This is a genomic window from Winogradskyella poriferorum (assembly GCF_050618035.1).
GTDB lineage: Bacteria > Bacteroidota > Bacteroidia > Flavobacteriales > Flavobacteriaceae > Winogradskyella > Winogradskyella poriferorum_A.
The window spans coordinates 145,572-171,650 of sequence record NZ_JBODPY010000005.1 but is presented as its reverse complement, the minus strand read 5'-3'; the positions used below and the strand labels follow the sequence as shown (position 1 = coordinate 171,650).

Annotated in this window: 23 protein-coding genes; 8 read left to right on the top strand and 15 right to left on the bottom strand. The window is 36.5% G+C overall.

Translation table 11 applies throughout. The annotated features are described in order from the left end of the window. Positions 1–88 precede the first annotated feature (88 nt). Complete coding sequence (locus tag ACRHOC_RS12650) at positions 89–2,545, top strand: zinc-dependent metalloprotease (RefSeq protein ID WP_431159030.1); 2,457 nt, start codon at positions 89–91, stop codon at positions 2,543–2,545. Between the two features lie 48 nt (positions 2,546–2,593). Here the strand turns inward: ACRHOC_RS12650 and ACRHOC_RS12645 are convergent, their stop codons facing one another. Beyond that, a complete protein-coding gene (locus ACRHOC_RS12645; protein WP_431159014.1) occupies positions 2,594–3,340 on the bottom strand; it encodes an alpha/beta hydrolase in 747 nt (248 codons plus the stop codon). Positions 3,341–3,374: 34 nt separating this feature from the next. After that, entirely contained in the window at positions 3,375–4,253 is an 879-nt protein-coding gene (locus tag ACRHOC_RS12640) for an alpha/beta hydrolase (protein WP_431159013.1), read from the bottom strand. Between the two features lie 150 nt (positions 4,254–4,403). On the opposite strand from ACRHOC_RS12640, the gene ACRHOC_RS12635 reads away from it, so the two are divergent. Both ACRHOC_RS12635 and ACRHOC_RS12630 read left to right on the top strand, forming a co-directional pair. Next, entirely contained in the window at positions 4,404–4,841 is a 438-nt protein-coding gene (locus ACRHOC_RS12635; RefSeq protein ID WP_431159012.1) for a hypothetical protein, read from the top strand. A 103-nt stretch (positions 4,842–4,944) separates the two neighbouring features. Beyond that, positions 4,945–5,274 carry a hypothetical protein gene (locus ACRHOC_RS12630; RefSeq protein WP_431159011.1) on the top strand — a complete coding sequence of 110 codons (330 nt, stop codon included), beginning with the start codon at positions 4,945–4,947 and terminating at the stop codon, positions 5,272–5,274. A 38-nt stretch (positions 5,275–5,312) separates the two neighbouring features. Here the strand turns inward: ACRHOC_RS12630 and hemL are convergent, their stop codons facing one another. The 3 genes from hemL to ACRHOC_RS12615 all read right to left on the bottom strand — a co-directional run bounded on the left by hemL (position 5,313) and on the right by ACRHOC_RS12615 (position 8,310). Continuing rightward, positions 5,313–6,599 carry a glutamate-1-semialdehyde 2,1-aminomutase gene (gene hemL / locus ACRHOC_RS12625; RefSeq protein ID WP_431159010.1) on the bottom strand — a complete coding sequence of 429 codons (1,287 nt, stop codon included), beginning with the start codon at positions 6,597–6,599 and terminating at the stop codon, positions 5,313–5,315. Positions 6,600–6,601: 2 nt separating this feature from the next. After that, positions 6,602–7,327 carry a glucosaminidase domain-containing protein gene (locus ACRHOC_RS12620; RefSeq protein WP_431159009.1) on the bottom strand — a complete coding sequence of 242 codons (726 nt, stop codon included), beginning with the start codon at positions 7,325–7,327 and terminating at the stop codon, positions 6,602–6,604. A gap of 71 nt (positions 7,328–7,398) precedes the next feature. Beyond that, positions 7,399–8,310 carry a 1-aminocyclopropane-1-carboxylate deaminase/D-cysteine desulfhydrase gene (locus ACRHOC_RS12615; RefSeq protein WP_431159008.1) on the bottom strand — a complete coding sequence of 304 codons (912 nt, stop codon included), beginning with the start codon at positions 8,308–8,310 and terminating at the stop codon, positions 7,399–7,401. Positions 8,311–8,690: 380 nt separating this feature from the next. Here ACRHOC_RS12615 and ACRHOC_RS12610 point away from each other — a divergent pair, with 380 nt between their 5' ends. The 4 genes from ACRHOC_RS12610 (at position 8,691) to ACRHOC_RS12595 (ending at position 13,217) form a co-directional block, all read left to right on the top strand. Further along, on the top strand, positions 8,691–8,852 hold the full coding sequence (locus tag ACRHOC_RS12610; RefSeq protein ID WP_431159029.1) for a DUF5522 domain-containing protein: 162 nt from the start codon (positions 8,691–8,693) through the stop codon (positions 8,850–8,852). Between the two features lie 14 nt (positions 8,853–8,866). Beyond that, positions 8,867–10,861 (top strand): urocanate hydratase, encoded by a 1,995-nt coding sequence (locus ACRHOC_RS12605; protein WP_431159028.1) that lies wholly within the window; start codon positions 8,867–8,869, stop codon positions 10,859–10,861. A gap of 11 nt (positions 10,862–10,872) precedes the next feature. Then, positions 10,873–11,427: a DUF4136 domain-containing protein gene (locus ACRHOC_RS12600; protein WP_431159007.1), complete on the top strand. Its 555-nt coding sequence runs from the start codon at positions 10,873–10,875 to the stop codon at positions 11,425–11,427. Positions 11,428–11,540: 113 nt separating this feature from the next. Next, positions 11,541–13,217 carry a SulP family inorganic anion transporter gene (locus ACRHOC_RS12595; protein WP_431159006.1) on the top strand — a complete coding sequence of 559 codons (1,677 nt, stop codon included), beginning with the start codon at positions 11,541–11,543 and terminating at the stop codon, positions 13,215–13,217. Between the two features lies 1 nt (position 13,218). On the opposite strand, the gene ACRHOC_RS12590 is transcribed toward ACRHOC_RS12595, so the two are convergent. From ACRHOC_RS12590 to ACRHOC_RS12575, 4 genes are read right to left on the bottom strand one after another with little or no spacing between them, the layout of a single operon-like run. Then, entirely contained in the window at positions 13,219–14,280 is a 1,062-nt protein-coding gene (locus ACRHOC_RS12590) for a bestrophin family protein (RefSeq protein ID WP_431159005.1), read from the bottom strand. Positions 14,281–14,330: 50 nt separating this feature from the next. Continuing rightward, positions 14,331–16,379 (bottom strand): alpha-ketoacid dehydrogenase subunit alpha/beta, encoded by a 2,049-nt coding sequence (locus ACRHOC_RS12585; RefSeq protein ID WP_431159004.1) that lies wholly within the window; start codon positions 16,377–16,379, stop codon positions 14,331–14,333. After that, on the bottom strand, positions 16,380–17,447 hold the full coding sequence (locus ACRHOC_RS12580; protein WP_431159003.1) for a branched-chain amino acid aminotransferase: 1,068 nt from the start codon (positions 17,445–17,447) through the stop codon (positions 16,380–16,382). Between the two features lie 3 nt (positions 17,448–17,450). Next, the gene (locus tag ACRHOC_RS12575) at positions 17,451–18,755 is read right to left on the bottom strand and encodes a dihydrolipoamide acetyltransferase family protein (protein WP_431159002.1); all 1,305 of its coding nucleotides are present in this window, start codon (positions 18,753–18,755) and stop codon (positions 17,451–17,453) included. Positions 18,756–18,924: 169 nt separating this feature from the next. Here ACRHOC_RS12575 and ACRHOC_RS12570 point away from each other — a divergent pair, with 169 nt between their 5' ends. Continuing rightward, entirely contained in the window at positions 18,925–19,398 is a 474-nt protein-coding gene (locus tag ACRHOC_RS12570; protein ID WP_431159001.1) for an Lrp/AsnC family transcriptional regulator, read from the top strand. Between the two features lie 5 nt (positions 19,399–19,403). Here the strand turns inward: ACRHOC_RS12570 and ACRHOC_RS12565 are convergent, their stop codons facing one another. From ACRHOC_RS12565 to ACRHOC_RS12540, 6 genes are read right to left on the bottom strand one after another with little or no spacing between them, the layout of a single operon-like run. Next, on the bottom strand, positions 19,404–20,000 hold the full coding sequence (locus tag ACRHOC_RS12565) for a transferase hexapeptide repeat family protein (protein ID WP_431159000.1): 597 nt from the start codon (positions 19,998–20,000) through the stop codon (positions 19,404–19,406). Next, positions 20,000–20,752 (bottom strand): enoyl-CoA hydratase/isomerase family protein, encoded by a 753-nt coding sequence (locus tag ACRHOC_RS12560; RefSeq protein WP_431158999.1) that lies wholly within the window; start codon positions 20,750–20,752, stop codon positions 20,000–20,002. Before ACRHOC_RS12560 ends, ACRHOC_RS12565 begins: the two co-directional genes overlap by 1 nt. Positions 20,753–20,754: 2 nt before the next feature. Continuing rightward, positions 20,755–23,292, bottom strand: coding sequence for a phenylacetic acid degradation bifunctional protein PaaZ (gene paaZ, locus ACRHOC_RS12555; protein ID WP_431158998.1), 2,538 nt, complete (start codon positions 23,290–23,292; stop codon positions 20,755–20,757). 1 nt (position 23,293) lies between these two features. Beyond that, positions 23,294–24,502, bottom strand: a complete 1,209-nt coding sequence (pcaF, locus tag ACRHOC_RS12550; RefSeq protein WP_431158997.1) for a 3-oxoadipyl-CoA thiolase — start codon at positions 24,500–24,502, stop codon at positions 23,294–23,296. Positions 24,503–24,510: 8 nt separating this feature from the next. Then, entirely contained in the window at positions 24,511–24,918 is a 408-nt protein-coding gene (locus tag ACRHOC_RS12545; protein WP_431158996.1) for a PaaI family thioesterase, read from the bottom strand. Further along, positions 24,918–26,072: a 3-hydroxyacyl-CoA dehydrogenase NAD-binding domain-containing protein gene (locus tag ACRHOC_RS12540; protein WP_431158995.1), complete on the bottom strand. Its 1,155-nt coding sequence runs from the start codon at positions 26,070–26,072 to the stop codon at positions 24,918–24,920. The genes ACRHOC_RS12545 and ACRHOC_RS12540 overlap by 1 nt, the downstream gene beginning before the upstream one ends. Positions 26,073–26,079: the final 7 nt, after the last annotated feature.

Here is a 26,079-nt window from a genome sequence, read left to right as displayed (position 1 = left end):
TTGTCCTTGTAATCCGTAATTTCAGGCAAATTTTTAAAAACCGACTAAAGTGAAACACACTAAGATTAAGCTACTCCTTGTAGCATTGATGTTTCTTGCCTTTTCATGTAAAACAGCTGAGAAAGCAAGTAAAACTAGTAAAACTCCAGATGCCACTGCCATGGCAAAACCACCAGGAAAAAAACCTGGCAAAAATGACCCAAAACCTTACAACAAAGTTATAACTAAGGATGCCAAAAGTGATAAAGGGCTATTCACAGTTCATTCATTAGATGACAAGTTCTATTACGAAATACCAGATTCGCTTTTTGACAGAGAAATGTTAATGGTAACACGTATTGCTAAAACAGCTAGCGGTATTGGTTTTGGTGGTGGCAAGCAAAACACACAAGTGTTACGTTGGCAAAAGAAAAACAAGAAAGTTGTTTTAAGGGTAGTTTCTCATCAAGTGGTCGCTGCAGACTCTCTTCCTGTAAGTGAAGCTGTTGTTAACTCTAACTTTGAGCCAGTGTTAGCTACTTTTCCAATTAAAGCATATAGCAAAGACTCAACAAGTACAGTTATTGATGTAACACCACTATTTGAGAGAGATGTTAAAGCTTTAGGCTTTCCTCAATCAAGAAGACAGCAATATAGAATTACACGATTAGAGTCTGATAAATCTTTCATTGAGTCCGTAAAGAGTTATCCGCGTAATATTGAAGCACGTCATGTAAAAACTTATGCTGCTGGTAGACCACCTTCAAATTCTAGTACTGGTAGTATCTCATTAGAAATAAATAATTCTATGATTTTACTTCCTGAAGTGCCTATGAAACGAAGAATGTTCGACCAACGTGTAGGCTGGTTTGCTAGAGGACAAGTTGATTATGGATTAGACGCTCAAGAAAGTAAAACGGTACGTTTTTTAGACCGTTGGAGACTTGAGGTAAAAGATGAAGACATTGAAAAATTTGAGCGTGGTGAATTGGTAGAACCTAAAAAACCTATCATCTATTATATTGATAGAGCTACACCACAACAATGGCGTAAATATATAAAGCAAGGTATTGAAGATTGGCAAGTCGCTTTTGAAGCAGCAGGCTTTAAAAATGCAATTATTGCAATGGATCCTCCAACTCCAGAAGAAGATCCTGAGTGGTCTCCTGAAGATGTTAGATACTCTGTTGTAAGATACTTAGCTTCTCCTATACCGAATGCAAACGGACCGCATGTTAGTGATCCAAGAACTGGCGAAATCTTAGAAAGTGATATCAACTGGTATCACAATGTAATGACCTTATTACGTAATTGGTTCTTCGTACAGACTGCTGCCATTAATCCTGATGCTAGAGGTGTAGAATTTAAAGAAGAAGTTATGGGTCGACTAATTCGTTTTGTATCTGCCCACGAAGTTGGCCATACGTTAGGATTACCTCATAACATGGGAAGTAGCGTGGCATACCCTGTAGAGAAATTACGTGATGCAGAATTTACTAAAAAATACGGTACTGCACCTTCAATTATGGATTACGCCCGTTTTAACTATGTTGCACAGCCTGGAGATGAAGGTGTTGCATTAATGCCTAACATTGGTCCTTACGATAAGTACTCCATAATGTGGGGTTACAGACCTATTTTAGAGGCTGAAACTGCTGAGGATGAAAAAGCAACTTTAGATAAATGGATTTTAGAGCGTGCGGATGATCCGATGTATCGTTTTGGAAGACAACAGTTTGGTGTTATTGATCCAAGTTCTCAAACCGAAGATTTAGGTGACGATGCTGTTTTAGCAAGTGAATATGGTATTAAAAATTTAAAACGTATTGTACCTAATCTAATCGAATGGACCGCTGAAGATGGCAAGAATTATGATGATTTAGAAACTATGTACGGTCAAGTATTAGGCCAATTTAATAGATATATGGGCCACGTAGCATCTAATATAGGAGGTGTATACGAATACTATAAAACATATGATCAAGAAGGTGCTGTATACACACATGTAGATAGCGATCACCAGAAAAAGGCTATGAAATTTTTACAAGATCAATTATTTACAACTCCAGATTGGATGTTAGATAATAATATCTTCAATAAAATTGAAAGCGCTGGTCATATTGAGCGTGTAAGAGGAATTCAAACACGTACCTTAAATAATATGATGGATTTTGGACGTATGCAACGCTTATTGGAAAATGAATCTATCAATGGAAGTCAAGCTTATGGATTATATGATATGATGAAAGAACTACGTCGAGGCTTATTCAGCGAATTAAGAACTGGTAGAAAAATTGATATCTACAGACGTAATTTACAACGTGCTTATATCGAAAGAATGGAGTTTATTATGACTAATGAGCAACCTCAAGTTCCTGCTGCTTTTAGACGATTTGTAAGAGCTACAAATGTTGATGTGAGCCAATCAGATATTAGAGCTGTAGTTAGAGCAGAATTAAAGTCGCTACGTTCGCAATTGAGAAATGCACGCGGTGCTGATTCTATGAGTAGGATTCATATTGCCGATGCCCTAGAGCGCGTCAATAACATATTGGACCCCAAATAAAAAGTAGATCCAGAATATTAAAGGCTTCAAGTTATCTTGGAGCCTTTTCTAATTTAGGATTGTTTCTATTGCATTATGATATGCCTCAAATTCTATGAGGTTGTTATGTCTGCCACCATCAATCTTCACAAAATTTAGATCTTTAATTTCAACTTCTGATAGTTTTTTACCGGACTCAAAAGGTACCAGTTTGTCATCCGTACCATGGAATATGTGAATTGGACAATCCACCTGAGGTAAGTTCTCAAAATTGGGAAAATGGTATCGCAACAATGACTTAACTGGAAATATTGGAAATCGATGTTTAGCGACATCAAGTATACTGTAATAAGGCGTCTCCAAAATGAGTTGCTTTGGCTTGTTTTCCTTTGCCAAATAAGATGCTATACCTGTACCTAGGGATCTTCCATATAAAGTAATATCATTTTCAGAATATTGCTTTAATAGGTAATCATAGCAATACTGTGCATCTCTGTACATAGCTATTTCACTCAATTTACCTTTGCTCTTTCCGTAAGTGCGGTAATCCATAACCAGTACATCATAGTTCTTCTCGGCAAAATACTCTGTGATTTTACTCCATCGGCTCAGATCACCAGCATTACCATGAAAGTATAGTATTACACCCTTAGGTTTATCTGCCTTAAAGTGTATGGCATTTATGGACGTACCTTCTTCTGTTGTTAAAAATAATTCTTCATGAGGGTAATGAAGTTCATAAACATAATTCTCATCTAAGGTCGTTGGTAAGAATATGAGTTTTTCCTGAAAATAATGAAGTGCGGCACCTAGCATAACATAAATTATAATTAGTATTAAAGCTATTGTTTTAAGCCTTCTTCTTAGATTTTTTTGATGAATGGATGACATTGATACTTGTGCTTTCGAGGTCTATGGTTTTAGGCTGACTATTTAATATGTCATCCAACATTTTATGATATGATTCAAAATTATTCAAGTTCTTATGACCACCTCCAATGACAGTGTGTAATTTAGTTAGCTCAGGTTTTATTTGCGCTAGTTTAATACTAGATTTATAGGGTATTAATTTATCGTGAGTCCCATGTATAATGTGGATTGGACATCTAACGTATTTTAACCATTTGTATGTTGGTAATGGGTATTTAATCAATAAGGACAATGGCATAAATGGCGCATATCGTGCAGTGACCTTAGTTAAACTGTAATAAGGCGCATCTAATATTAGAAGCTTAGGGTTGTTTAAGGATGCCAATTTAGTCGCGAAACCTGAGCCTAAAGATCGCCCATAGAGAATTATCCTATCTTCAGAAGTTCTTTCTTTAATTTTATCATATACCTTTTGAAGATCTCTTTTTATAGCTTTTTGAGAGCGTTTACCAGTACTTTTACCAAAGCCTCTATAATCTACCATCAGGACGTTATAGCCATGTCTTGTAAAATCTACAGCAAACTTTCCCCAACCTTTTATACTCTTCGAGTTCCCTTTTAAATATAAAACTACACCCTTACTCTCACCTTTGGGAAAAAATCTTAAACCATTGATTACAGCACCATCACGAGTTTCAAGATTATACTCTTTTGTTTCCTGATTCTCATAATCAAACTGAAAGTCTTCTGGAAGTTTTTCCGGCTTAAATAACATATAATCTTGCAGGTAATAGAGCGCAACACTAATGGCGACATAAATCCCTAAGATTAATAAAACGGTAGATACCCAATATGGCATAATTGCAGATTACTGTTTACAAGATAATAAAATTTGAATATTGCATTCTTACTCAAATTAGGGTTTGATAAATATTTGTTAAATACATAATTACCATTAAACCAATCCATAAATAGCTGGTCTTACGAGTGTAACTTAAAACAATTAAAAATGAAAAACTTAGTATTAGCTGTATTGGCAATCTTTACTTTGAGTACCAGTGCACAAGAACGCAGACAAGACCGCAAAGGCCATGATCATATGAAGGAAATTATGAAGGACTTGACACCAGAAGAGGTGGCTAATCTTAAAACAAAGAAAATGACCTTAAGATTAGATTTAACCGATAGACAACAACAACAAGTTGAATCTATTTTGCTAGATCAAGCTATAGAGCGCCAAAAGAAACGTGAAGCTCGTAATGGAAAAGCTGAGGGAGAGAAACCGTCTAAAGAAGAATTTCTAAAAATGGAAAATCAACGCCTTGATCATCAAATTGAAATGAAGCGCCAAATGAAAGAAATTCTATCTGAAGAGCAATATGCTAAATTTGAAAAAATGAAACCACGTCGACATCATAAAAAAGGTAGAAGAGCCAAGAAAAAATAAAGACTTAATTGGTTTTACATTAAAAAGTATCGCTTAGGCGATACTTTTTTATTTAATTAAATAAAATTGTTATTTTAGGCTCAAATAATTAAATAATCCAAATATGAAAAAAGTAATTACGCTTTGCTTTTTTGTTTTTGCACTCTTAATAGGAACACAGACTGTATCTGCACAAACAGGTATAATTGAGGTCAATAAGAAAGCATCTGAAATGACCGAAGCACTTAGATCATTTATTAAGTTTGATGATGACCAAAAAGATTTAGTTTATGAGGCTTGCCAAGAGTATATGCAGGCTACATTAGATTTAGAACAAGTCGAAGTTGTTGAAGAAGGTGTCCGTGAAAAAATAAATAATCTGTTAGACGAAAAAATAAAAGGAATCTTAAACGAAGAGCAATTTGCTCGGTACAAAGAATTTCCTAAAAACTAAAAAGTTAAAAAAAAGTCTCGCTTTTGCGAGACTTTTTTTTAAAGTGCTTTGGCTATCTCTTCTACTGCCGCTATAGTTTCATTTAAATCTTGGTAGGTCAAAGCATCGGTAATAAACCAGCTCTCAAAAGCACTTGGAGCAATGTAAATACCTCGTTCTAACATCCCATGGAAAAATGCCTTAAAAGTTTCATTGTTACCCTTAGCTGCGCTATCGAAATCAATGACACTGTCTTCTGCAAAATGCACTGAAATCATGCTCCCAATTCGATTTATAGTATGTGTAACATTATTCTTTGATAGAGCTTCGGTGATACCAGTATGGAGGTACTTAGTTTTCTCTTCTAAGCGATTCATAAGCCCCTTATCTTCATTAATAGCTTTTAGCATGGCATAACCTGCTGCCATTGCTAATGGATTACCGCTTAAAGTTCCTGCTTGGTAAACGGGTCCATTTGGTGCTAATACATCCATAATTTCATTTCTCGAAGCAAATGCGCCAACTGGTAGTCCACCACCAACTACTTTCCCGAAGCAGACAATATCAGCATTAATTCCTTTTAGTTCCTGTACGCCACCTTTAGCCATTCTAAAACCGGTCATTACCTCATCAAAAATTAAAAGAATACCATTATCATCACAAACCTGTCGAAGACCTTCCAAAAATCCTTCTACAGGAGGAATACATCCCATATTACCTGCCACTGGTTCTACAATAATAGCAGCTATTTCATTTGGATTTGATTTAACGATTTCCTCCACGTTAGAAATATCGTTGTATCTAGCCAACAAAGTATCTTTAGCTGTTCCTTGTGTCACCCCTGGACTATTTGGTGTACCAAAAGTCACAGCACCACTACCAGCAGCGATTAAAAAAGAATCACTATGACCATGGTAACAGCCTGCAAATTTTATAATCTTATCTCTTTTAGTAAAGCCCCTTGCTAATCTAATGGCACTCATACAAGCTTCAGTACCAGAATTCACAAATCGAATCTTATCAATATTTGGCACCATAGAAACAGCCAATTTAGCAATTTGAGTTTCTAGTTCCGTTGGCATGCCAAAAGAGGTTCCCTCTTTGGTTTTATCTATAACTGCATTAACAACTGGCGGAAATGCATGACCAAGTAACATTGGACCCCAAGAATTGATATAGTCTATAAATCTATTACCATCTTCATCATACACATAAGCTCCCTTAGCTGATTTTGCAAATATTGGTGTTCCTCCAACTGCATTAAATGCACGTACCGGTGAATTTACACCTCCTGGAATAACTGTTTTTGCCTCCTTAAATAAGGCACTACTTCTTTGATATAGCATTTCTAATTTGGAATCTTTAACTCTTGGCCAACCGCCAAGTCATTGGAATTTAAATTATTCATTTTTTTAATAGCTTCAACCGTAGTGTTGTATCTTTTTGAAAGCGAATAAAGCGTATCGCCTTTCGCGACAATATGAAATGTTAAACCACTATTTACCCTAACCCTATTAGGCTCTTTTTGATTTAGAACTTCATCATCATACTTATATAATTCGTAACGTTCAATCAAACTAATTAATTTTTGAGGATAACGACGATCTGTGGCATAACCAGCATCCTTGAGACCTCTCGCCCAACCCTTATAATCATCTTGCCTTAACTTAAACAATTTAGCATAGCGCTTTCGACCAGTGAGAAAATCTGAATGATCTTGATATGATGTTGCTGCGTGTCGATACTTTCGAAAACATTCTTGTGCCCTATCATCGTCGTGATAAATTTTAGCACCCTTCCAACCATGGCATTTGATACCGAAATGATTATTCGCTTCAACTGCTAGTCGGCCTTTCCCCGAACCTGATTCGAGAATTCCTTGAGCCAACGTAATACTTGCAGGTATTTTAGATTTAACCATTTCGCTCTTGGCAATATTCGCATATCTTGAAATATAGGCGTCAACCGAAGTAATAGGCTTGGAATTTACTATTACCTCATTTTCCTCTTCTTTATCTTTTTCTGATACAACTACCTCAACAGATTTACTTTTATCATGCTTCTTTTTTGTCACAATTCCCTTCTTAGGTCCACAACTAAAAATCAGTAGTGTTAAAATACATGGCATGATATAATTTGAAATTTTCATAATTCTATTAGGGGCAATTTTTTTTGTTTCAATTTTAAATTCATTCCATCTATACCTTGTAAGCCACCAGTATGAATTACAAGTATTTTTGCATCTTTTGGGAAATAATTTTTATTTATTAAATCGAATAACCCATACATCATCTTACCAGTGTAAATTGGATCTAGTTGTATATTATGATCCGTCTTAAACTGATTAATAAACGTAATTAAATCTGGCTTTATTTTTCCATAACCACCAAAGTGGTAATCTGAAATTAATTCCCAGTTTTTTGATTTTGCAAATTTACGAATATCTCTACTTAAAAAATCACCTTTTAAAGCAGGAAATCCAAGTATTTTTTGATCAGAACGTGATGAATTTATTAATCCAGCAATAGTACCTCCAGTGCCAACACATACGCAGATGAAATCAAAATCCTGATCCGACTCATTTAAGATTTCCTCACAGCCCTTTAGAGCTAATTCATTGGTACCACCTTCTGGAATAAGATATAAATCTCCGTGTGTATACTCTAGTGCTTTGAGGAATGAATCCGTATTTTTTTTCCTATAATCCTCTCTTGATACAAACTTAAAATCCATACCATAAGACTTGGCAAATTTCAGTGTAGGATTTACTTCTACTTTACTAGTAAGCTCCTCTCCTCTTATAACGCCAATGGATTTAAAACCTTCTTTTTTCGCTGCATAAGCTGTAGCTGCTATGTGATTTGAATATGCTCCTCCAAACGTAAGTAATGTCTCTTTGTTTTGTCTTTTGGCCTCTTGTAGATTATACTTTAATTTTCTAAACTTATTACCTGAAACAAAAGGATGCAATTCGTCTTCCCGCTTTATGAAAAGTCTTAATTGCTCCCGAGCGTTTATTTTCAATTCTTGAATTCTTGAATTTTTTATATCCTTCATAGACACTTCAAAAGTAATTCATAAAAGACCAAAATCTTCGATTATTTAAATAGTTAGGATTTGCTTCGTTAACAAAAGCTTCTTTTTCAAACGATATACTACTATATGCGAGTTTCCAATTTCTTTTTACTAGAAGATGTAATAAGAATTCTAAAGTGTAGATCAGGTAAAATGGAATAATTAGCAACTCTAACTGTTGTCTTAGATGAATTTTTTCATGATTTAGAAGCACTTCATTATCTCCGAATTGTTTTGATTTTAGAAATATGAAAGGGAATAATGTGATCCCTAAATAACCGTTAGGCACAATATGTTTTGAAATTATTACCACATTCTTAAGTCTTCAATAATCAGACCAAATTACGCTATCTTTGTGTATGATGAAGAAATATGTCCCAATTGAAGATGGTGATTTTTATTACACGCCAGAAGGATATCGCTGTTTTACTGAACAATATCTGCTAAAACGTGGCTATTGTTGCGAAAGTGGTTGCCGTCATTGCCCGTACGGTTTTAATAAAGACGATCTAAAAACTAAATAATGCAAACAACAAAATTGTCATTCAAAGATCAAATATTAGAAGGAATTCCGAACGAATTGCCTGCACCAAAACCATATGATCCACAGATCAATCATGCGCCAAAACGTAAAGCAATTTTATCAGAGCCAGAAAAAAAATTAGCCCTTAAAAATGCACTACGCTATTTTGATAAAAAGCATCATTCTACGCTTTTACCAGAATTCAAAGAAGAATTAGATACTTACGGTCGTATATACATGTATCGATTTAGACCAGAGTATAAAATGTATGCTAGACCTATTGATTCTTACCCAGCAAAATCGATGCAAGCGGCCGGTATAATGCTAATGATTCAAAACAATTTGGATCATGCTGTGGCACAGCATCCTCATGAATTGATTACATATGGAGGTAACGGCGCCGTTTTTCAAAATTGGGCCCAATATCTGTTAACTATGAAATATTTAGCAGAGATGAATAACGAGCAAACACTAGTTATGTATTCCGGTCATCCTATGGGTCTATTTCCATCTCATAAAGAAGCGCCACGAGTTGTAGTTACAAACGGAATGATGATCCCTAACTACTCAAAACCAGATGATTGGGAAAAATTCAATGCGCTTGGCGTAACTCAATATGGCCAGATGACTGCTGGTAGTTATATGTACATTGGCCCTCAAGGCATTGTCCATGGCACCACAATTACGGTATTAAATGGATTTAGAAAAATTGGCAAATCTCCTAAAGGTGGCCTTTTTGTTACCTCTGGTTTGGGAGGTATGTCTGGAGCACAACCAAAAGCAGGTAATATAGCAGGCTGTATTACTGTCTGTGCAGAAGTGAATCCAAAAATCACCCAAGTACGACTTGATCAAGGGTGGATAGATGAAAAAATAACAGATATCAATACACTTGTAAATAGAGTTAAAAGCGCAAAAGCCACAAATGAAACAGTTTCATTAGCATACTTAGGCAATGTAGTAGACGTTTGGGAAAAATTTCATGAAGAAGACATTCATATTGATTTAGGTAGTGATCAGACTTCTCTACACAACCCTTGGGCAGGAGGATATTATCCTGTTGGGCTAAGCTTTGAAGAAGCCAATAAAATGATGGCTGATGCTCCTGAAAAATTTAAGATTAAGGTACAAGATGCCTTAAAAAGGCATGCTGATGCTATAAATAAGCATACGAATAAAGGCACCTATTTCTTTGACTATGGTAATGCGTTTTTATTAGAGGCTTCTAGAGCAGGTGCTGATGTGCTATCAGAAAGCAATGAACTAGGCAGAGAATTTAAATATCCTAGCTACGTTCAAGATATTATGGGACCAATGTGCTTTGATTATGGTTTTGGACCATTCCGATGGGTATGTGCCTCTGGAAAAGCAGAGGATTTAGAAAAAACAGATGAAATTGCTTGTCGTGTCTTGGAAGAAATCATGGAAAATTCTCCTGTTGAAATTCAACAGCAAATGGCTGATAATATCCAATGGATAAAAGGTGCTCAAGACAACAAACTTGTAGTAGGCTCTCAGGCTAGAATACTCTATGCCGATTCTGAAGGAAGAATAAAAATTGCTGAAGCCTTTAATAAAGCTATTGAAATAGGAGTTATTGGTCGTGTAATTTTAGGTAGAGACCATCACGATGTCTCTGGTACCGATTCACCATACAGAGAAACGAGTAATATTTACGACGGTTCGAGATTTACATCAGACATGGCAATTCATAATGTGATAGGAGACAGTTTTAGAGGCGCTACATGGGTAAGCATACATAATGGCGGAGGTGTAGGATGGGGCGAAGTTATAAACGGTGGATTTGGTATGATTCTTGATGGTACTAAAGAAGCATCTAAACGTTTAAAACAAATGTTATTTTGGGATGTAAATAATGGTATTTCAAGACGAAGTTGGGCACGTAATGACGGTGCAATTTTTGCAATTAAGCGTGCTATGGAATCTGAACCTAATCTAAAAGTGACATTACCAAATCAAGTAGATGACCAATTGTTTGATAACATCTAAAAAAAAGCGACATGAAAAGAATGACAAGAATTATCCCAGTTTTATTATTTGCATTCCTTCTATCCTCTTGTAGTTCAGTTAGAGTAGCTGCAGATTATGATAGAGAGGCAAATTTTGACCAATACAAAACCTTTGCTTTTTTCAAGCCAGGAATTGATAAAGCAGAGATTAGCGATATTGATAAAAGACGAATTCTTAGAGCCATTGAAACAGAATTGATGGCCAAAGGTTATACCAAATCTGAAAACCCTGATATGCTCATAAGCATGTTTACAAAGTCTACTCAACGCGTAGATGTGTATAACAATGCCTGGGGCTGGGGAGGCTGGGGCTGGGGTCCTGGTTGGGGCTGGGGACCTGGCTGGGGAGCCGGCTGGGGCGGTAATCAGGTTTCTACAAGAACCGAAGGCATGCTCTTCATAGATATTATAGACAATGCTGAAAAGGAATTAATTTGGCAAGGATCAGGAACTGGCTTCTTAGTGACGAAAAATGTTGAGAAAAAAGAAGCAAGGATAAAAGAGTTCGTTCAGAAAACCTTAATGCAGTTCCCTCCGGAAAAATAAAAGTATGAAATTTTCAAAAAGCGCCAGTTCGGCGCTTTTTTTATACCATAAACTCAAGAATGCCTGTATTTGCTTAAAAAATATATCTTTGCCCACCTTTAAGCCTATTTATTATGATACTTGGTCAAACTACACGGAAGAATTTTACCCAAAATCCAAAAAACGATATATTATCTGGTTTAACTGTTGCCTTAGCTTTAGTGCCTGAAGCTGTTGCATTTGCATTCGTTGCTGGCGTAGATCCACTTGTTGGTCTTTATGGCGCTTTTATGATGGGTATTGTTACAGCTCTTTTTGGTGGTAGACCAGGAATGATATCAGGAGCTACTGGCGCAATGGCTGTAGTTATGGTACACCTCATTCAAAAAGGTAATGAGGTTGGTTTAACTTTAGAATCACCAATTGAAAATTTAGGTTTACAGTGGTTATTTATAACACTTCTTTTTGTAGGTGCTATTCAAATAGCTGCAGGTGTATTTAGACTGGGGAAATTTGTTAGACTTATTCCACATCCTGTGATGATGGGGTTTGTTAATGGCCTCGCTATTGTCATATTTTTATCTCAATTAGGCTTATTTCCTAACGCTGTACCAAAAGAAATTTCATTTTTAAATAATACGTCAGAATGGTTTAGTGCACTATTTTCAAATATTTCCTTTTGGAAAATGATGGGTTTCATTGGACTCACAATGGCTATTATGTATGGCTTACCTAAATTAACAAAGAAAATCCCAGCCGCGTTGATCGCTATTATTGCAGTGGCGTGTATTACCATTTTTGGAAATATTGAAATGAGTACTGTTGGCTCTTTTATTAGAGAAGGTGGAGGTGAAGGACTTCAAGGTAGCCTACCAACATTTCAAGATCAAATATTTGGTCTTTTCGGGACGCTATCTGGGCATTGGGACACAATTATTTCAACTGCGTTTATTTTAGCTGCTGTTGGTCTTATTGAATCCTTAATGACTCTTAACCTTGTTGATGAAATCACAGAAACTCGAGGTAGTGGCAATAGAGAATGTGTCGCACAAGGTGGTGCAAATATTTTAAATGGACTCTTTGGAGGTATGGGTGGTTGTGCCATGATTGGACAATCTATAATTAATGTTGATTCTGGTGGTCGAGGAAGGCTTTCTGGTGCAGTTGCTGCTATAGCTTTATTGTGTTTTGTACTCTTTGGAGCTCCACTCATAGAACAAATACCAATTGCCGCCTTAGTTGGAGTGATGTTTATGGTCGTAATCGGAACATTCGCATGGAGTAGTTTTAGAATTATTAGAAAAATTCCAATATCTGATGCTATTGTTTTAATCGCAGTTTCAGCAATAACTGTTTGGAAGGATTTAGCAATTGCTGTTATAGCAGGTGTAATCATATCAGCATTAGTATTTGCATGGAAAAATGCAACAATGATTAGAGCACGTAAACGCTTTCAAGCTGATGGTACCAAAACCTATGAAATATGGGGTCCGTTGTTTTTTGGCTCGATACAAAATTTCAATGCTAAGTTTGATATCAAAAATGACCCTGATTCTGTAGAAATAGATTTTATTGAATCTCGAGTAAGTGATCATTCTGCTCTAGAAGCTATTTTTAATTTGGTAAATAAATACGAAGCTGCAGGAAAATCTATCAAATTAAAACACCTCAGCACAGACTGTAAAAACCTCATGTACAAAGCAAGTCCAAAATTTAAAGAGGTTATCGTGGAGGATATTGATGATCCGAGATATCATCTTGCCGCAGATCCAGAAAAATTCACAAAACCACTGTCTGACTATAAATTATAGTTTACATCTGAACATTCTTTTCTTCTGGAAATTGACTAGGAATATCTTTAGGATCTTCATCTAGCATTTGTCTAAGGTCTATTTCTATACCTCTTGAAATTGTGGATATTGGCACATCATTTGGATTACCTTCAAAAGGATTTTCTCCTGCTCTAGCCAAGCGTTCCATGGTATGAAACGCCCAAGATACGGTTGCACAAAATGGCACAGCTGTCCATATAAAATATTTACCCACTAAGAAAAAACTACCTGCCATCGAATTGCCTATTTCTGCAAATTCAGGAATCAAACCAAATGGTAATAAAATGGCAAATACTCGAGTTAAATAAAGCGAAATACTAGCATATTGTCTTGGATATGGGAAGTTCTTAATCCGTTCTGATTTGCCTTGGTGTGTAAATAATTCCTCTAGCACATTTTCGAGCTCTAAAAATGCAAATTCCCAAACAAGACCTTGTTCTTTTAGCTTTCTGATGTGTGCCGACTGAAGATATAATAAAGCCGTTTGCTTGTTAGATTTACTCATTACATATTCACGCTCCTCATCTGATAAATACAATCTTAAATTATCTTCGAGTGTAGATACCTCTTCAGGAATATGAATTCGGTTTCTCCATTCTCTATTCGTTATTGCCTTATGTTGGGTCTCCCAAGTTTTTCGGGTTCTCATAGCATACCGTAGTGCGGTCATCCAAGCAATATGCCTATATACTAGGATTTTTTGTTCAGCCTTAATTTTTGAGTCCGATAAGGTTGTATCTTGGTTTCTGCTAGCAACCATATCTTGCACCTTCATACCCCAAGTTCGTGATGTATTTACTATAGCACCCCAAATTTTTCGCGCCTCCCAAATACGTCCATAAGCAGAATTATTTTGGAAACCTACAAGAAAGGCAACTGCGGTACCTATGAGTGCAACAGGTGTCCACGGCACATTTAAGAAAGTAAATTCAAAAACATGATATAGTACTGTGATAATACCTGCATAAAGCAAATAAATTAGAGTTTCTCCTCTTGTCCAAAGCGCCATGTCTTTGACAGAGTATCGTTTTTTAGTTAGCATGATAAAAATCTTAGATGATTCTAAGATACAGAAATTCTAAATTGCAAAAATTAATAATTATGGAGTTCCTCAATTTTAGCTTTCACCTTCTCGGTAGAAGGTATCATGGTTTGCTCTAAAGTTGAATTTAAAGGAATTGCTGGCATATTTTCGCTTCCAATTACCATTACCGGAGCATCTAAATATTTGAAGCATTCTTCTTGTATTTTTCCAGAAAGTGCTCTTGCAAAGCTATTATTAGATGGCTCTTCCGTAACAACTAAACATTTTCCAGTTTTCTTAACGGATTTCATAATGGTGTCCTCATCTAATGGATAGAGCGTTCTCAAATCTATTATTTCTATTTGATCTCGCATATCTAAATCACCTGAAGCATTATAGGCCCAGTGTACTCCCATTCCGTAGGTTACAATGGTTAAAGTTTCCACATTTTCTTGCTTCCAAATTTCTTGTAAAACCCAAGCTTTTCCCATTGGAAGCACATAATCCTCAGAAGGCTCAATTGAAGTTGCAGTTTGCGTTCCTGGTACTTTTGACCAATACAATCCTTTATGTTCTAATATCACAACTGGATTAGGGTCATAGTAGGCCGCCTTCATTATCCCTTTTAAATCAGCGCCATTACTTGGATAAGCAATTTTAATACCTCTTATGTTAGTAAGTACACTCTCAACAGATGATGAATGATAGGGTCCTCCAGAACCATAAGCACCAATAGGAACTCGCAGTATCATACTTACTGGCCATTTGCCATTTGACAAATAACAACTTCGACTTACCTCAGTAAATAATTGATTTAATCCTGGCCATATATAATCTGCAAATTGTACTTCCACAATTGGCTTTAAACCAACAGCACTCATACCAACAGTAGAACCTACAATAAAGGCTTCCTGAATTGGTGTATTAAAAACTCTATCGTCGCCAAACTTCTGAGCCAAGGTTGCTGCCTCTCTAAAAACACCACCCAATCGTCCACCTACGTCTTGTCCATAAAGCAAACACTCTTTATGCTTGCGCATTAACTCCTCTACAGCAAATAAAGCACAATCTACCATGACTACCCGATCCGCTCCCTCTGGTTCTCTAGTGCCCTGCTCTTCGGTTATTGGAGTTGGAACAAAGTCATGCGTAAATAAATCTTCAGGTTTTGGATCTTCAGCTTTTAATGCTTCTTCAAAATCTGCTTTAACAATTTCTACAGCCTTTTGTTCTAATTCTACAATGTCATTAAGTGAAAATCCACCATCTAATAATTGTTGCTTAATGACTGGATATGGATCTCTTGATTTAGCTTCTTCCAAATCATCTCTATACCATTCCATACGTACACCAGAAGTGTGATGATTTAGTAGCGGTACTTTGGCATGTACTAATATTGGACGTCTTTCTTTCCTTATAATTGAAATTACCTCTTCGATGGCGCTATAGCTTTCTATAAAATTGGCTCCATCAATACTTATAGCATCCAGTCCATGAAATCCTTGCGCATATCCGTAGGCATTTTGGGCTCTTGTCTCTTCAGCATTTGCCGAAATATCCCAACCGTTATCTTGTACTAAGTATAGAATAGGCATTTGTTTTAGAGCTGCCATTTGAAATGCTTCAGCAATTTCTCCTTCTGTAACCGAAGCATCACCAAGAGAACAGACGACTATTGGATTGTCAACCGACGAATCATTTAATCCCTGTTGTTCTTTATACAACATTCCCATTGCTACACCTGTAGCAGGAATGGCTTGCATACCTGTTGCTGAAGACTGATGTGGTATTTTAGGCTTATCTTCTTCATTTAAACTAGGATGCGAATAGTAAGTACGTCCACCCGAAAAAGGATCATCCTTTTTCGCTAAAAGCTGTAACATTAAATCATAAGGACGCATTCCAATACCCAATAACATAGCATCATCTCGGTAATATGGGAAGGCATAGTCTTGAGGTAATAATTGCAAAGCCAATGCAATCTGAATGGCTTCATGTCCACGTGAAGTTGCATGAACATATTTAGAGACTTGTTTAAAATTTACCTCGTATAATTCAGCCATTGCTTTGGCCGTACAGAGTTTCACAAACCCTTCCTTAAGAATTTCCTTTTTCATTTACACCAATTCCTTTTCAACCTTATTCATCCAACCAAATTCATCCTTTTGAAGACCGGTTTTGATGGCGTTGAGTGTATCATTTACTTTTAAACCAACCGGACTCTCATCTGAAACATGGATGGCACCGCCTTCAAGTCCAATTTCTTGGATATAAGCTATTCCTACAGCTGTTCCAGTACCGAATGCTTCTTCTAAAGTTTTATTTTCTGATGCTTCAATAATTTCTTGAATCGTGATTTTGCGTTCTGTAACTTTAAAACCTAAATGTCTCAAAAGTTCAATAACGCTCAGTCGTGTAATACCATGCAATACAGAACCATCCAATTCAGGTGTTATAAATTCGCCATTAATCTTAAAAAAGATATTCATGGTACCTACCTCTTGAATATATTTATGTTCTGCGGCATCTAACCATAATACCTGATCATATCCTTTAGATTTTGCTAACTCAGTAGGTCTTATTGCTGCCGCATAATTACCAGCTGCCTTAGCTTCACCTGTTCCACCATGCGCTGCCCGAATAAAATAGTTCTCTGCCCATAATTTAATACGTTTACTAAAAAATGGTCCTGATGGCGATGCCATAATTATAAATTTAAAATGAGTCGCGGCTCTCATACCAATAAATGGTTCATCCGCATACATAAAAGGTCTTAAATATAATGCACTCCCTTGTTGAGGTGGAATCCATTGTCTCTCTAAACTCACTAATTCCCTTAATCCTTCAACAAATAAATCCTCAGGAAAATGGGGCATTCCCATCCTGTCTGCACTTAGATTTAATCTTTTAGCATTATGTTCTGGCCTGAAAAGCATTGGTGTTCCATTAGGATCCTTATAAGCTTTCATACCTTCAAAAATGGCTTGTCCGTAATGTAAGGCCATTGCCGCTGGATGAGTGGGAATGGGTCTTAATGGTTCAATTCTTGGATTCACCCATTCACCATTTTCATAATCACAGATAAACATATGATCTGTAAATGATGTTCCCAATGGGATATTATCAAAATCTAATTGATTAATCTTGGACTGCCCTACTTTATTTATTTTTATATCGAAAGCCATATGCTATATTTTTCTATTAGTATCAAATTGTTCAAAATAGTCCGCTACGCGTCTTACAAAACTTCCTCCTAAATAACCATCAACTACGCGATGATCAAATGACAAGGACAAATACATCATACTTCTTATTGCAATTTCATCACCCTTCTCTGTTTCAATAACTTCTGGACGCTTCTTAATAATTCCTAAGGCAAGAATGGCCACTTCAGGTTGATTAATGATAGGTGTACCCATAACACTTCCAAACGTGCCAACATTGGATATTGTGAAGGTGCTCCCTTGGATATCATCGGCTGTAAGCTTGTTTTCTCTAGCTTTATTTGAAAGTGAATTCACATCTTTAGCTAAGGACAACAAATCCTTTGTATTAGCATTCTTTACAACTGGTACAATGAGATTACCAGAAGGTAATGCGGTTGCCATACCAACATTAATTGCATCCTTAATAATTATTTTATTACCATCAACAGATGCATTAATATTTGGAAAGTCCTCAACTGCCTTAGCCACAGCTTCCATAAACAATGGCGTAAAGGTTAATTTCTCTCCATACTTCTCAAAGAAGGCGGTTTTATTGGCATTTCTCCAATTCACCATATTGGTTAAATCTGCTTCAACGTACGCCGTTACATGCGGTGAAGTATGCTTTGAGTACACCATATGATCTGCTATCATTTGGCGCATTCTATCCATTTCTACAATTTTTCCATTACCCTTATCGAAGGTTAATTGTGGAATTCTATATGCTGTTGGATCTTGTGTTACTGGCTGGGCAAATTTATACGGTCGACCATCTTCGATATATTGAAAAACATCGCTCTTTCGCAAACGTCCCTCTTTACCTGTAGCAGGAATTCTGGCCAACTCCTCAAAACTGATATGATGCTCTTTTGCAATAGAAATAATTAATGGTGAAAAGAAGGTATTACTATTCGAAACACTAAATTTTTCGAATGCCGCAGGCTTCTCAATCTTAGATCGTAACGGTGCTTTTTTAGTATTCTTTTTTGGTGTTTTAACCTTATCTGGCTTAGCTTGATTAGTTTCCGTAGGTTTACTTGAGACACCATCACTCTCTATAATCGCAATAGTATCTCCAATTTTAATGACATCATTGGCATTGAATAATATTTCCTCTATGGTCCCTGATACATTTGAAGGCACCTCAGAATCTACCTTATCAGTTGCAACCTCGAGAAGCATCTCATCTTCATCAATGTGATCTCCTACGCTTTTAAACCATGTAATAATTGCCGCTTCGGTAATACTCTCACCCAATTTGGGCATTTTAAATTCAATTCTTGCCACAAAAAATACTATTATTCTTAAGCATCAAAGATACTTAAAGAGGTATTTTAAAGACTTAAAAAACTTATAAATTGATTATATTAGGTTTTTTATTCTTTATTTTGTTATTTTATCAGATTTATATTCTTTTTATATATCCCTTTAAAATGCCCAACAAAATATTATTCTTATGGCCTATACCTTAGATAAAATTGACACTCAAATACTATCCATACTACAGTCTAATAGCAACAGAACGACTAAGAGCCTTGCAGATGAATTAGGTATGACCACCTCACCTGTCTTTGAACGGATAAAGAAGCTAGAGCGTGAAGGTTATATCAAAAAGTACGTTGCGGTTTTAGACAACAAGAAGATTGGACTTAAGCTTACCGTATTTATTGGTATTACTCTTCAAGGTCATACGCGAAGCTACCTTGAAAAATTCGTGAAAGAAATCAATAATTTTCCCGAAATCATAGAGTGCCATCGCGTGAGTGGAAACTTTGACTATTTATTAAAGCTAGTGGTAGAAGATATTGAGGCCTATGAACATTTTATAATTTCCAAATTAACCTTATTACCTTATTTAGGTAATGTGCAAAGTTTAATAACGTTGAGTACAGGCAAGGAAACCAATGAAATTGATTTAAGTAGAATTTAGCCTTTCTACTTTTTGAATGTTTCTCTTAATGTACTATACGTGCCTTCTTGTAGTTTTCTATCGGATGGCACCTCACGTAGTGGTTCAACTTCCTTTAAGGTATTTTGACAATCTTGAGGTAATTGCTGATAAAGTTTTGTTCCTTTTGTTTTCCATGCAATCATCTCATCCGTCACTTGCTTAATCACCTTTGCAGGATTTCCAACAACTAAACTACGCTTTGGTATAATTGTTTCAGCTTTTACAAAGGACATGGCTCCGACTATGGATTCATCTCCAATTTGGGCATCATCCATTATAACTGTATTCATACCAATAAGACAATTACGTCCTAAATTTGCACCATGAATAATAGCACCATGCCCAACATGAGCACTTTCTTTTAAAGTAATTGATTTACCTGGAAACATGTGCACAGTACAATTTTCTTGAACATTTACTCCGTCTTCTAAAATTATTTGTCCCCAATCACCTCGGATTGCAGCTCCAGGACCTATATAACAGTTTTTACCAATGATTACATTACCAGTAACGGTAGCCAATGGATGTACAAAACTGCTCTTATGAACAACTGGAATAAATCCTTGAAAACTGTAAATCATTATTTAAATCTTTTCAATGTTTCCTTTGTAAAATCGCTTAAAACTAATCGCCCACTAATTGCGGCACGTTCTGCCAAAAGTGTATCCCAATTTTCAGTACCTGCCCAAAACATAGTTTTCATGTCACGCATGGCTTCAGGATTATAATTACAAAGATTTTCGGCAAAAGCTTTAACCTCAGCATCCAATTCTTCCGTCGTTTCATATACTTGAGTAAAAAGTCCTTTGCTTTTTGCCCATTCAGCTGGGTAAAAACTATTGGCATCAATTGCAATTTGGGACATCCCACTTAATCCTAATTTTCTTTGAACCGCTGGCCCAACTACAAACGGTCCAATACCCACATTAAGCTCACTCAACTTAATTGCCGCAAAATTTGTTGCCATACAATAATCTGTTGCTGATGCAAGACCTACACCACCACCTACAGTTTTCCCTTGCACGCGTCCGATAATAAATTTTGGGCATTTACGCATAGCATTGATGACATTTGCAAAACCCGAGAAAAATACCTTTCCGGTATCTTCATCATTAATATTTATTAACTCTTTAAAACTGGCTCCTGCGCAGAAGGTTCGATTACCTCCACTTTTTAAAACAATAACTTTTATAGCTTCATTCTCACCTGCCTCTGTTATGGTATCTGCCAATTGCGACAAGAGATCTCCTGGTAATGAATTATGAGCTGGATGAAAAAACTCTATATATCCAACTTCATTCTCAATAGTTTGCTTAACGTATGGTTGTGTCATAATTATAGTAATCCAAATTGTTCAAAGTGATGATTTAAGTGCTTCCTTTCGAGTAAATACCACTCATATTTATTTAATTCTCCAAATACCATATTTTTTAGGATAGCATCTGGATGTACCTTAAAATATTCGATATATGCATCTCGCTGTTCTTTAAACTTTAAAATCGCAGTTGCTAAATCTGGATGCTTTAAATCATCTAATGTATCTTTTTCCAATTGCGGAAACTGACTGTTTTGTGGAAACTTCTTATAGTTCCATAAACTGTTCTTTACCTTTTCGAGGATTTTCTCTGGTGTTGAAATTTCAAAATCCTGAATTTCTCCAGCCGCAATTTTATAGGTATATTCTAAATGTTCAATCATGTGTTGAGGCGTCATAATTCCCCATTTAGGCTCAGTCTCTTCTGTAAGCTTTGATAAACATTCATCAATTTTAGCTGATGTCATCTCAACAAATGTCTGTTGCTTCTTTTGTACCATTGTTAAAATTGTAGCTACTGCTACTAATGGACTATCCTTATCATTCTTTTGACTTTCTGGCCTCTCATTAAAATTGGCATCAAACACCTCCACATGCCATTTTACTATGCCACTTGGGTGTTCTGCTGATGCTACATCACGATCTACTTTTTCTTTACATGTTAGCCTCACATAAATTGTGTCGTTATGATAAAGAGGCCTCAAAAAACGAATGCTATCCAATCCATAATTCGCGGCTACTGGTCCTTTATCTGGATGAACAAACAGTCCGGCTGCAGCTGAGATTATAAAATAGCCGTGTGCCGTTCGCTTTTCAAAAATACTACCATCTAAGGATGTGATATCGGTATGTGCATAGAAATGATCCCAGGTAAGATTAGCAAAATTGACGATATCTGAATCTGTAATGGTACGCTTATGCGTTTTCAAAGACATTCCTACTTCAATATCATCCCAATGGTATTTAAATGGATGTTGTTCTGTTTCCTTATACTTCGCATTTTGTTGGTAAATTCCAGTAATCGTTGTAATTGTACTTGGAGACCCTTGTATAGCAGTACGTTGTAAATAGTGTTTTATACCACGCATACCACCCATTTCTTCTCCACCACCAGCTCTTCCTGGTCCACCATGCACCAAATATGGCAATGGTGAGCCATGACCTGTACTTTCCTTGGCACTTTCTCTATTTAATACTAAAATTCTACCATGATGGCTCGCAGCATTTACAACATATTCTCTAGCAATATCGTCGTTATTTGTAGCAATTGATGAAACCAATGACCCTTTACCCATTTGAGCAAGCGTAACAGCTTCATCTAGAGTTTTATATGGCATTATGGTACTTACTGGTCCAAAAGCCTCTCGCTCATGAATAATGGTATTCTCAAATGGATTATTAGATCGCAACACGATTGGACTTATAAATGCACCTTTTTTTGCATCGGCACCAATGGTTTCAATCTTATCCAAATGACCATAGACAATCTCTGCTTCCTTCGCCAAGTCATTAACAGCATCTTTAACAGATTGTACCTGTTGCTGACTTATTAAGGATCCCATTCGCACTTCTTTAAGTCTTGGATCTCCTATTGTAACCTTATCAAGTGCATTTCCTAAAGCAATCTGAACATCTTCTACCAATTTTTCTGGAACAATAATACGTCGTATTGCCGTACATTTTTGACCTGCTTTTACGGTCATTTCTTTTCTCACCTCTTTGATAAATAAATCAAATTCTGAAGTTCCTGGCACGGCGTCTTCCCCAAGAACAGAAGCGTTTAACGAATCTGCTTCAGTAGTAAAAGGCACCGATTCTTCTATAAGCCTAGGATGTGCTTTTAATAATCGTCCTGTCTGAGCAGAACCCGTAAAGGTTACAACGTCTTGTGACTCGACCGTATCTAGAATATTTTTTACAGTTCCATTAATAATCTGTAATGCACCTTCAGGAAGTATACCAGAATCTATAATAGTTCGCGCTACAGCTTCTGCTAAATATGATGATGATGGTGCTGGCAATACGACAGCTGGCACTCCTGCCATCCAATTGACCGCACACTTCTCAAGCATTCCCCAAACTGGAAAATTAAAAGCATTGATATGTACTGCCACACCCTTTTTTGGCACCATAATATGATGTGCCATAAAGCGACCTCCTCGCGATAAATCAATGGGATCACCTTCGACATGAAATGATTGATTAGGAAATAGTTTACGTAAGGATGCATTTGCAAATAGATTACCAAATCCACCTTCAATATCAATCCAACTATCTACTTTAGTCGCACCAGTTCTATAACTTAAATCATAAAAGGCATCTTTACGCTTGGTTAGATATAATGCTAATTTTTTAAGCATATTACCACGTTGCTGAAAGGTCATTTTTCGCAATTGCTCACCTCCTTTTGTTCTTCCGTATTGAAGAATTTCTGGTATATCTAAGCCTTCAATTGCTACTGAAGCAAATGCTTCGCCAGTAACCGCATCAAGAACTGGAATTCCGTCTTCCTTACCTATAGTCCATTGACCTTGGACGTAATGTTGAATTTTCTTCATATTAAACGCGTTCTAATATTGCAGCATAGCCTTGACCAACTCCTATACACATCGTCACTAGTGCGTAACGTTTTTGTTGCTCATGTAATTCTAGTGCTGCTGAATAGGCAATTCTTGTACCTGTAACACCTAAGGGATGACCAATTGCTATTGAGCCTCCATTAGGATTTAAACGAGGATCATCATCTGCCAATCCCCAAGCTCTAGTACAAGCTAGTGCTTGTGCTGCAAAAGCCTCATTTAACTCTATTATATGTATATCTTTCATGGTTAACCCTGCTTTCTCAAGTGCCTTATTAGAGGCTTCAACAGGGCCAATACCCATTATTCTGGGTTCTACCCCAACCACAGCTGAACTAACAATTCTTGCTAATGGTTTTAAATTGTATTGCTTTACAGCATCGGATGATGCGATAATAGTAGCCGCAGCACCATCATTGAGTCCAGAAGAATTGCCAGCCGTAACACTACCGCCTTCTTTTTTAAATGCAGGACGTAATTTTCCTAAAACTTCCAAAGTTGTACCTGGTTTTACAAATTCATCCTTCGAAAATTGAATAGGTTCTTTTTTTCTTTGTGGTATCTCAACGGTGACGATTTCTTTCGCCAATCGCGTATTAGATTGTGCTTTTGAAGCTTTCATTTGACTCCAATACGCAAATTTATCCTGATCCTCACGTGAAATATTGTACTTCTCCACTAAATTTTCAGCAGTTACGCCCATGCCATCCGTTCCGTACATCGCATGCATTTTGGGGTTAACGAAACGCCATCCAAAAGTAGAATCATACATTTTTGAATCACCACCAAATGCCGAACTTGGCTTAGCCATTACATAAGGGCCACGTGTCATATTCTCCACACCACCTGAAATAAAAAGATCTCCATCACCAGCCTTTATAGCTCTGTTCGCGTGGATAATTGCAGACAGCCCTGAACTACAAAGTCGATTAACAGTTTCTCCAGGTACAGAATATGGTAAGCCAGCAAGTAATGAGGCCATGCGTGCTACATTTCGATTATCTTCTCCAGCTTGATTTGCACAGCCTAAAATAACATCGTCATAAGCTTCTTTAGGAATGTTAGAATTCCTATTCACCAATTCTGAAATCACCAAAGCTGCTAAATCGTCTGTACGAACTGCAGATAATGTTCCTTTATAGTTTCCTATTGGTGTACGCACACCATCTATGATATATGCTTCTTTCATTTGATTTTTTATTCTTCCCAATCTTTTTGAGTTCGGTACACTATACCTTTAAAAAGTGCTACTAACTCATTATTTCGCTTTACCTCAATAACGTTAAAGCCAAGCTTATTCTTAACTTTTCCAATCACTGATTCTGCTTCTAAGTAATCCCCTTCTTCCAGAGCCTCAATGTGATTGATACTTGTTTCTATACTTACTGCATACTTTCCATACGTATTCGCTGCAAATCCAAATGCTGTGTCTGCTAAGGAATAACTGATACCTCCATGTGTTTTATTCATACTATTAAGCATATCCTTTCTTATGGTCATTCCTAATTTACATCTTCCTATTTCACATTCTAAAATTTCAATACCTAACCATTGACTAAAAGCGTCTTGGCTGAGCATTTTATATGGAATGTCTGTACCCTTCATTAATAGAATGTCTGATTTGCTCTCTGCATTTTTCGCAATAAAGGACTACAACGGTAACGATCTTCATGATACTCGTTATATAAATTATCAAGTGCCTCAACACACCAATCTATACCTTTTTCATCGGCCCACGCTAACAAGCCTTTTGGATAATTTACACCTTTTGTCATGGCATTATCTATAGCCTCAACAGTACCAATATTTAAAAATAGGGCATCAGCCGCTTCGTTGATAAGCATTACTAAAACACGATTAAATATGGTATTTGTTAGTTTTTCATCTTTATTTGGTAGTGGCTTCGTGGCACCTTCACTATAATCATAATAGCCTCGCCCTGATTTTCTACCTAAATAACCTGCTTCAGCAAATCGTTTTTGAGTAAATGCAGGCTTATACCTTGGATCGTAATAGAAGGATTGAAAAACAGTTTCTGTTACTGTATAATTTATATCATTACCAATAAAATCCATTAATTCGAACGGACCCATTCTAAATCCACCAACAGTTTTTAAACTATAATCTATGGTTGCGAAATCTGCAATACCTTCCTCATAAATTCTTAAAGCCTCTCCATAAAAAGGACGAGCAACACGATTAACAATAAATCCTGGTGTGTCTTTAGCAACAGCAACGGTTTTGCCCCAATTAGAGATGGTTTCAATAGATTTTTCTAACACCTCATCTGATGTTTGTACTGCTGGAATGACCTCTACTAATTTCATCAATGGTGCAGGATTGAAGAAATGAATTCCAACACAGCGTTCTGGTTTTTTTAACGCAGATGCAATGGATGCAATCGACAAACTTGAAGTGTTTGAAGCAATAATACAATCTTCGGAAACATAACTTTCGAGATGCTCAAATACTTTTTTCTTTACATCTAAGCGCTCTACAATAGCCTCGATTGTGAGATTAGAATCACCAAGCTCATCTAAACTATTAACATAGCTGATATTAGATTGAATCCTATTCTTTTCGTCACTATCAATACGTCCTTTTTCAATGAGTCTTGAAAGTATCCTTTCCAAAGCACTTTCTGCCTTATGTAAAGCATCGATATTGGTATCATATAGTTTTACGTTACAACCTGCAGTTGCCGCAACTTGTGCGATACCGCTTCCCATTGTTCCAGATCCAATTATTCCAACATTCATAATTTGT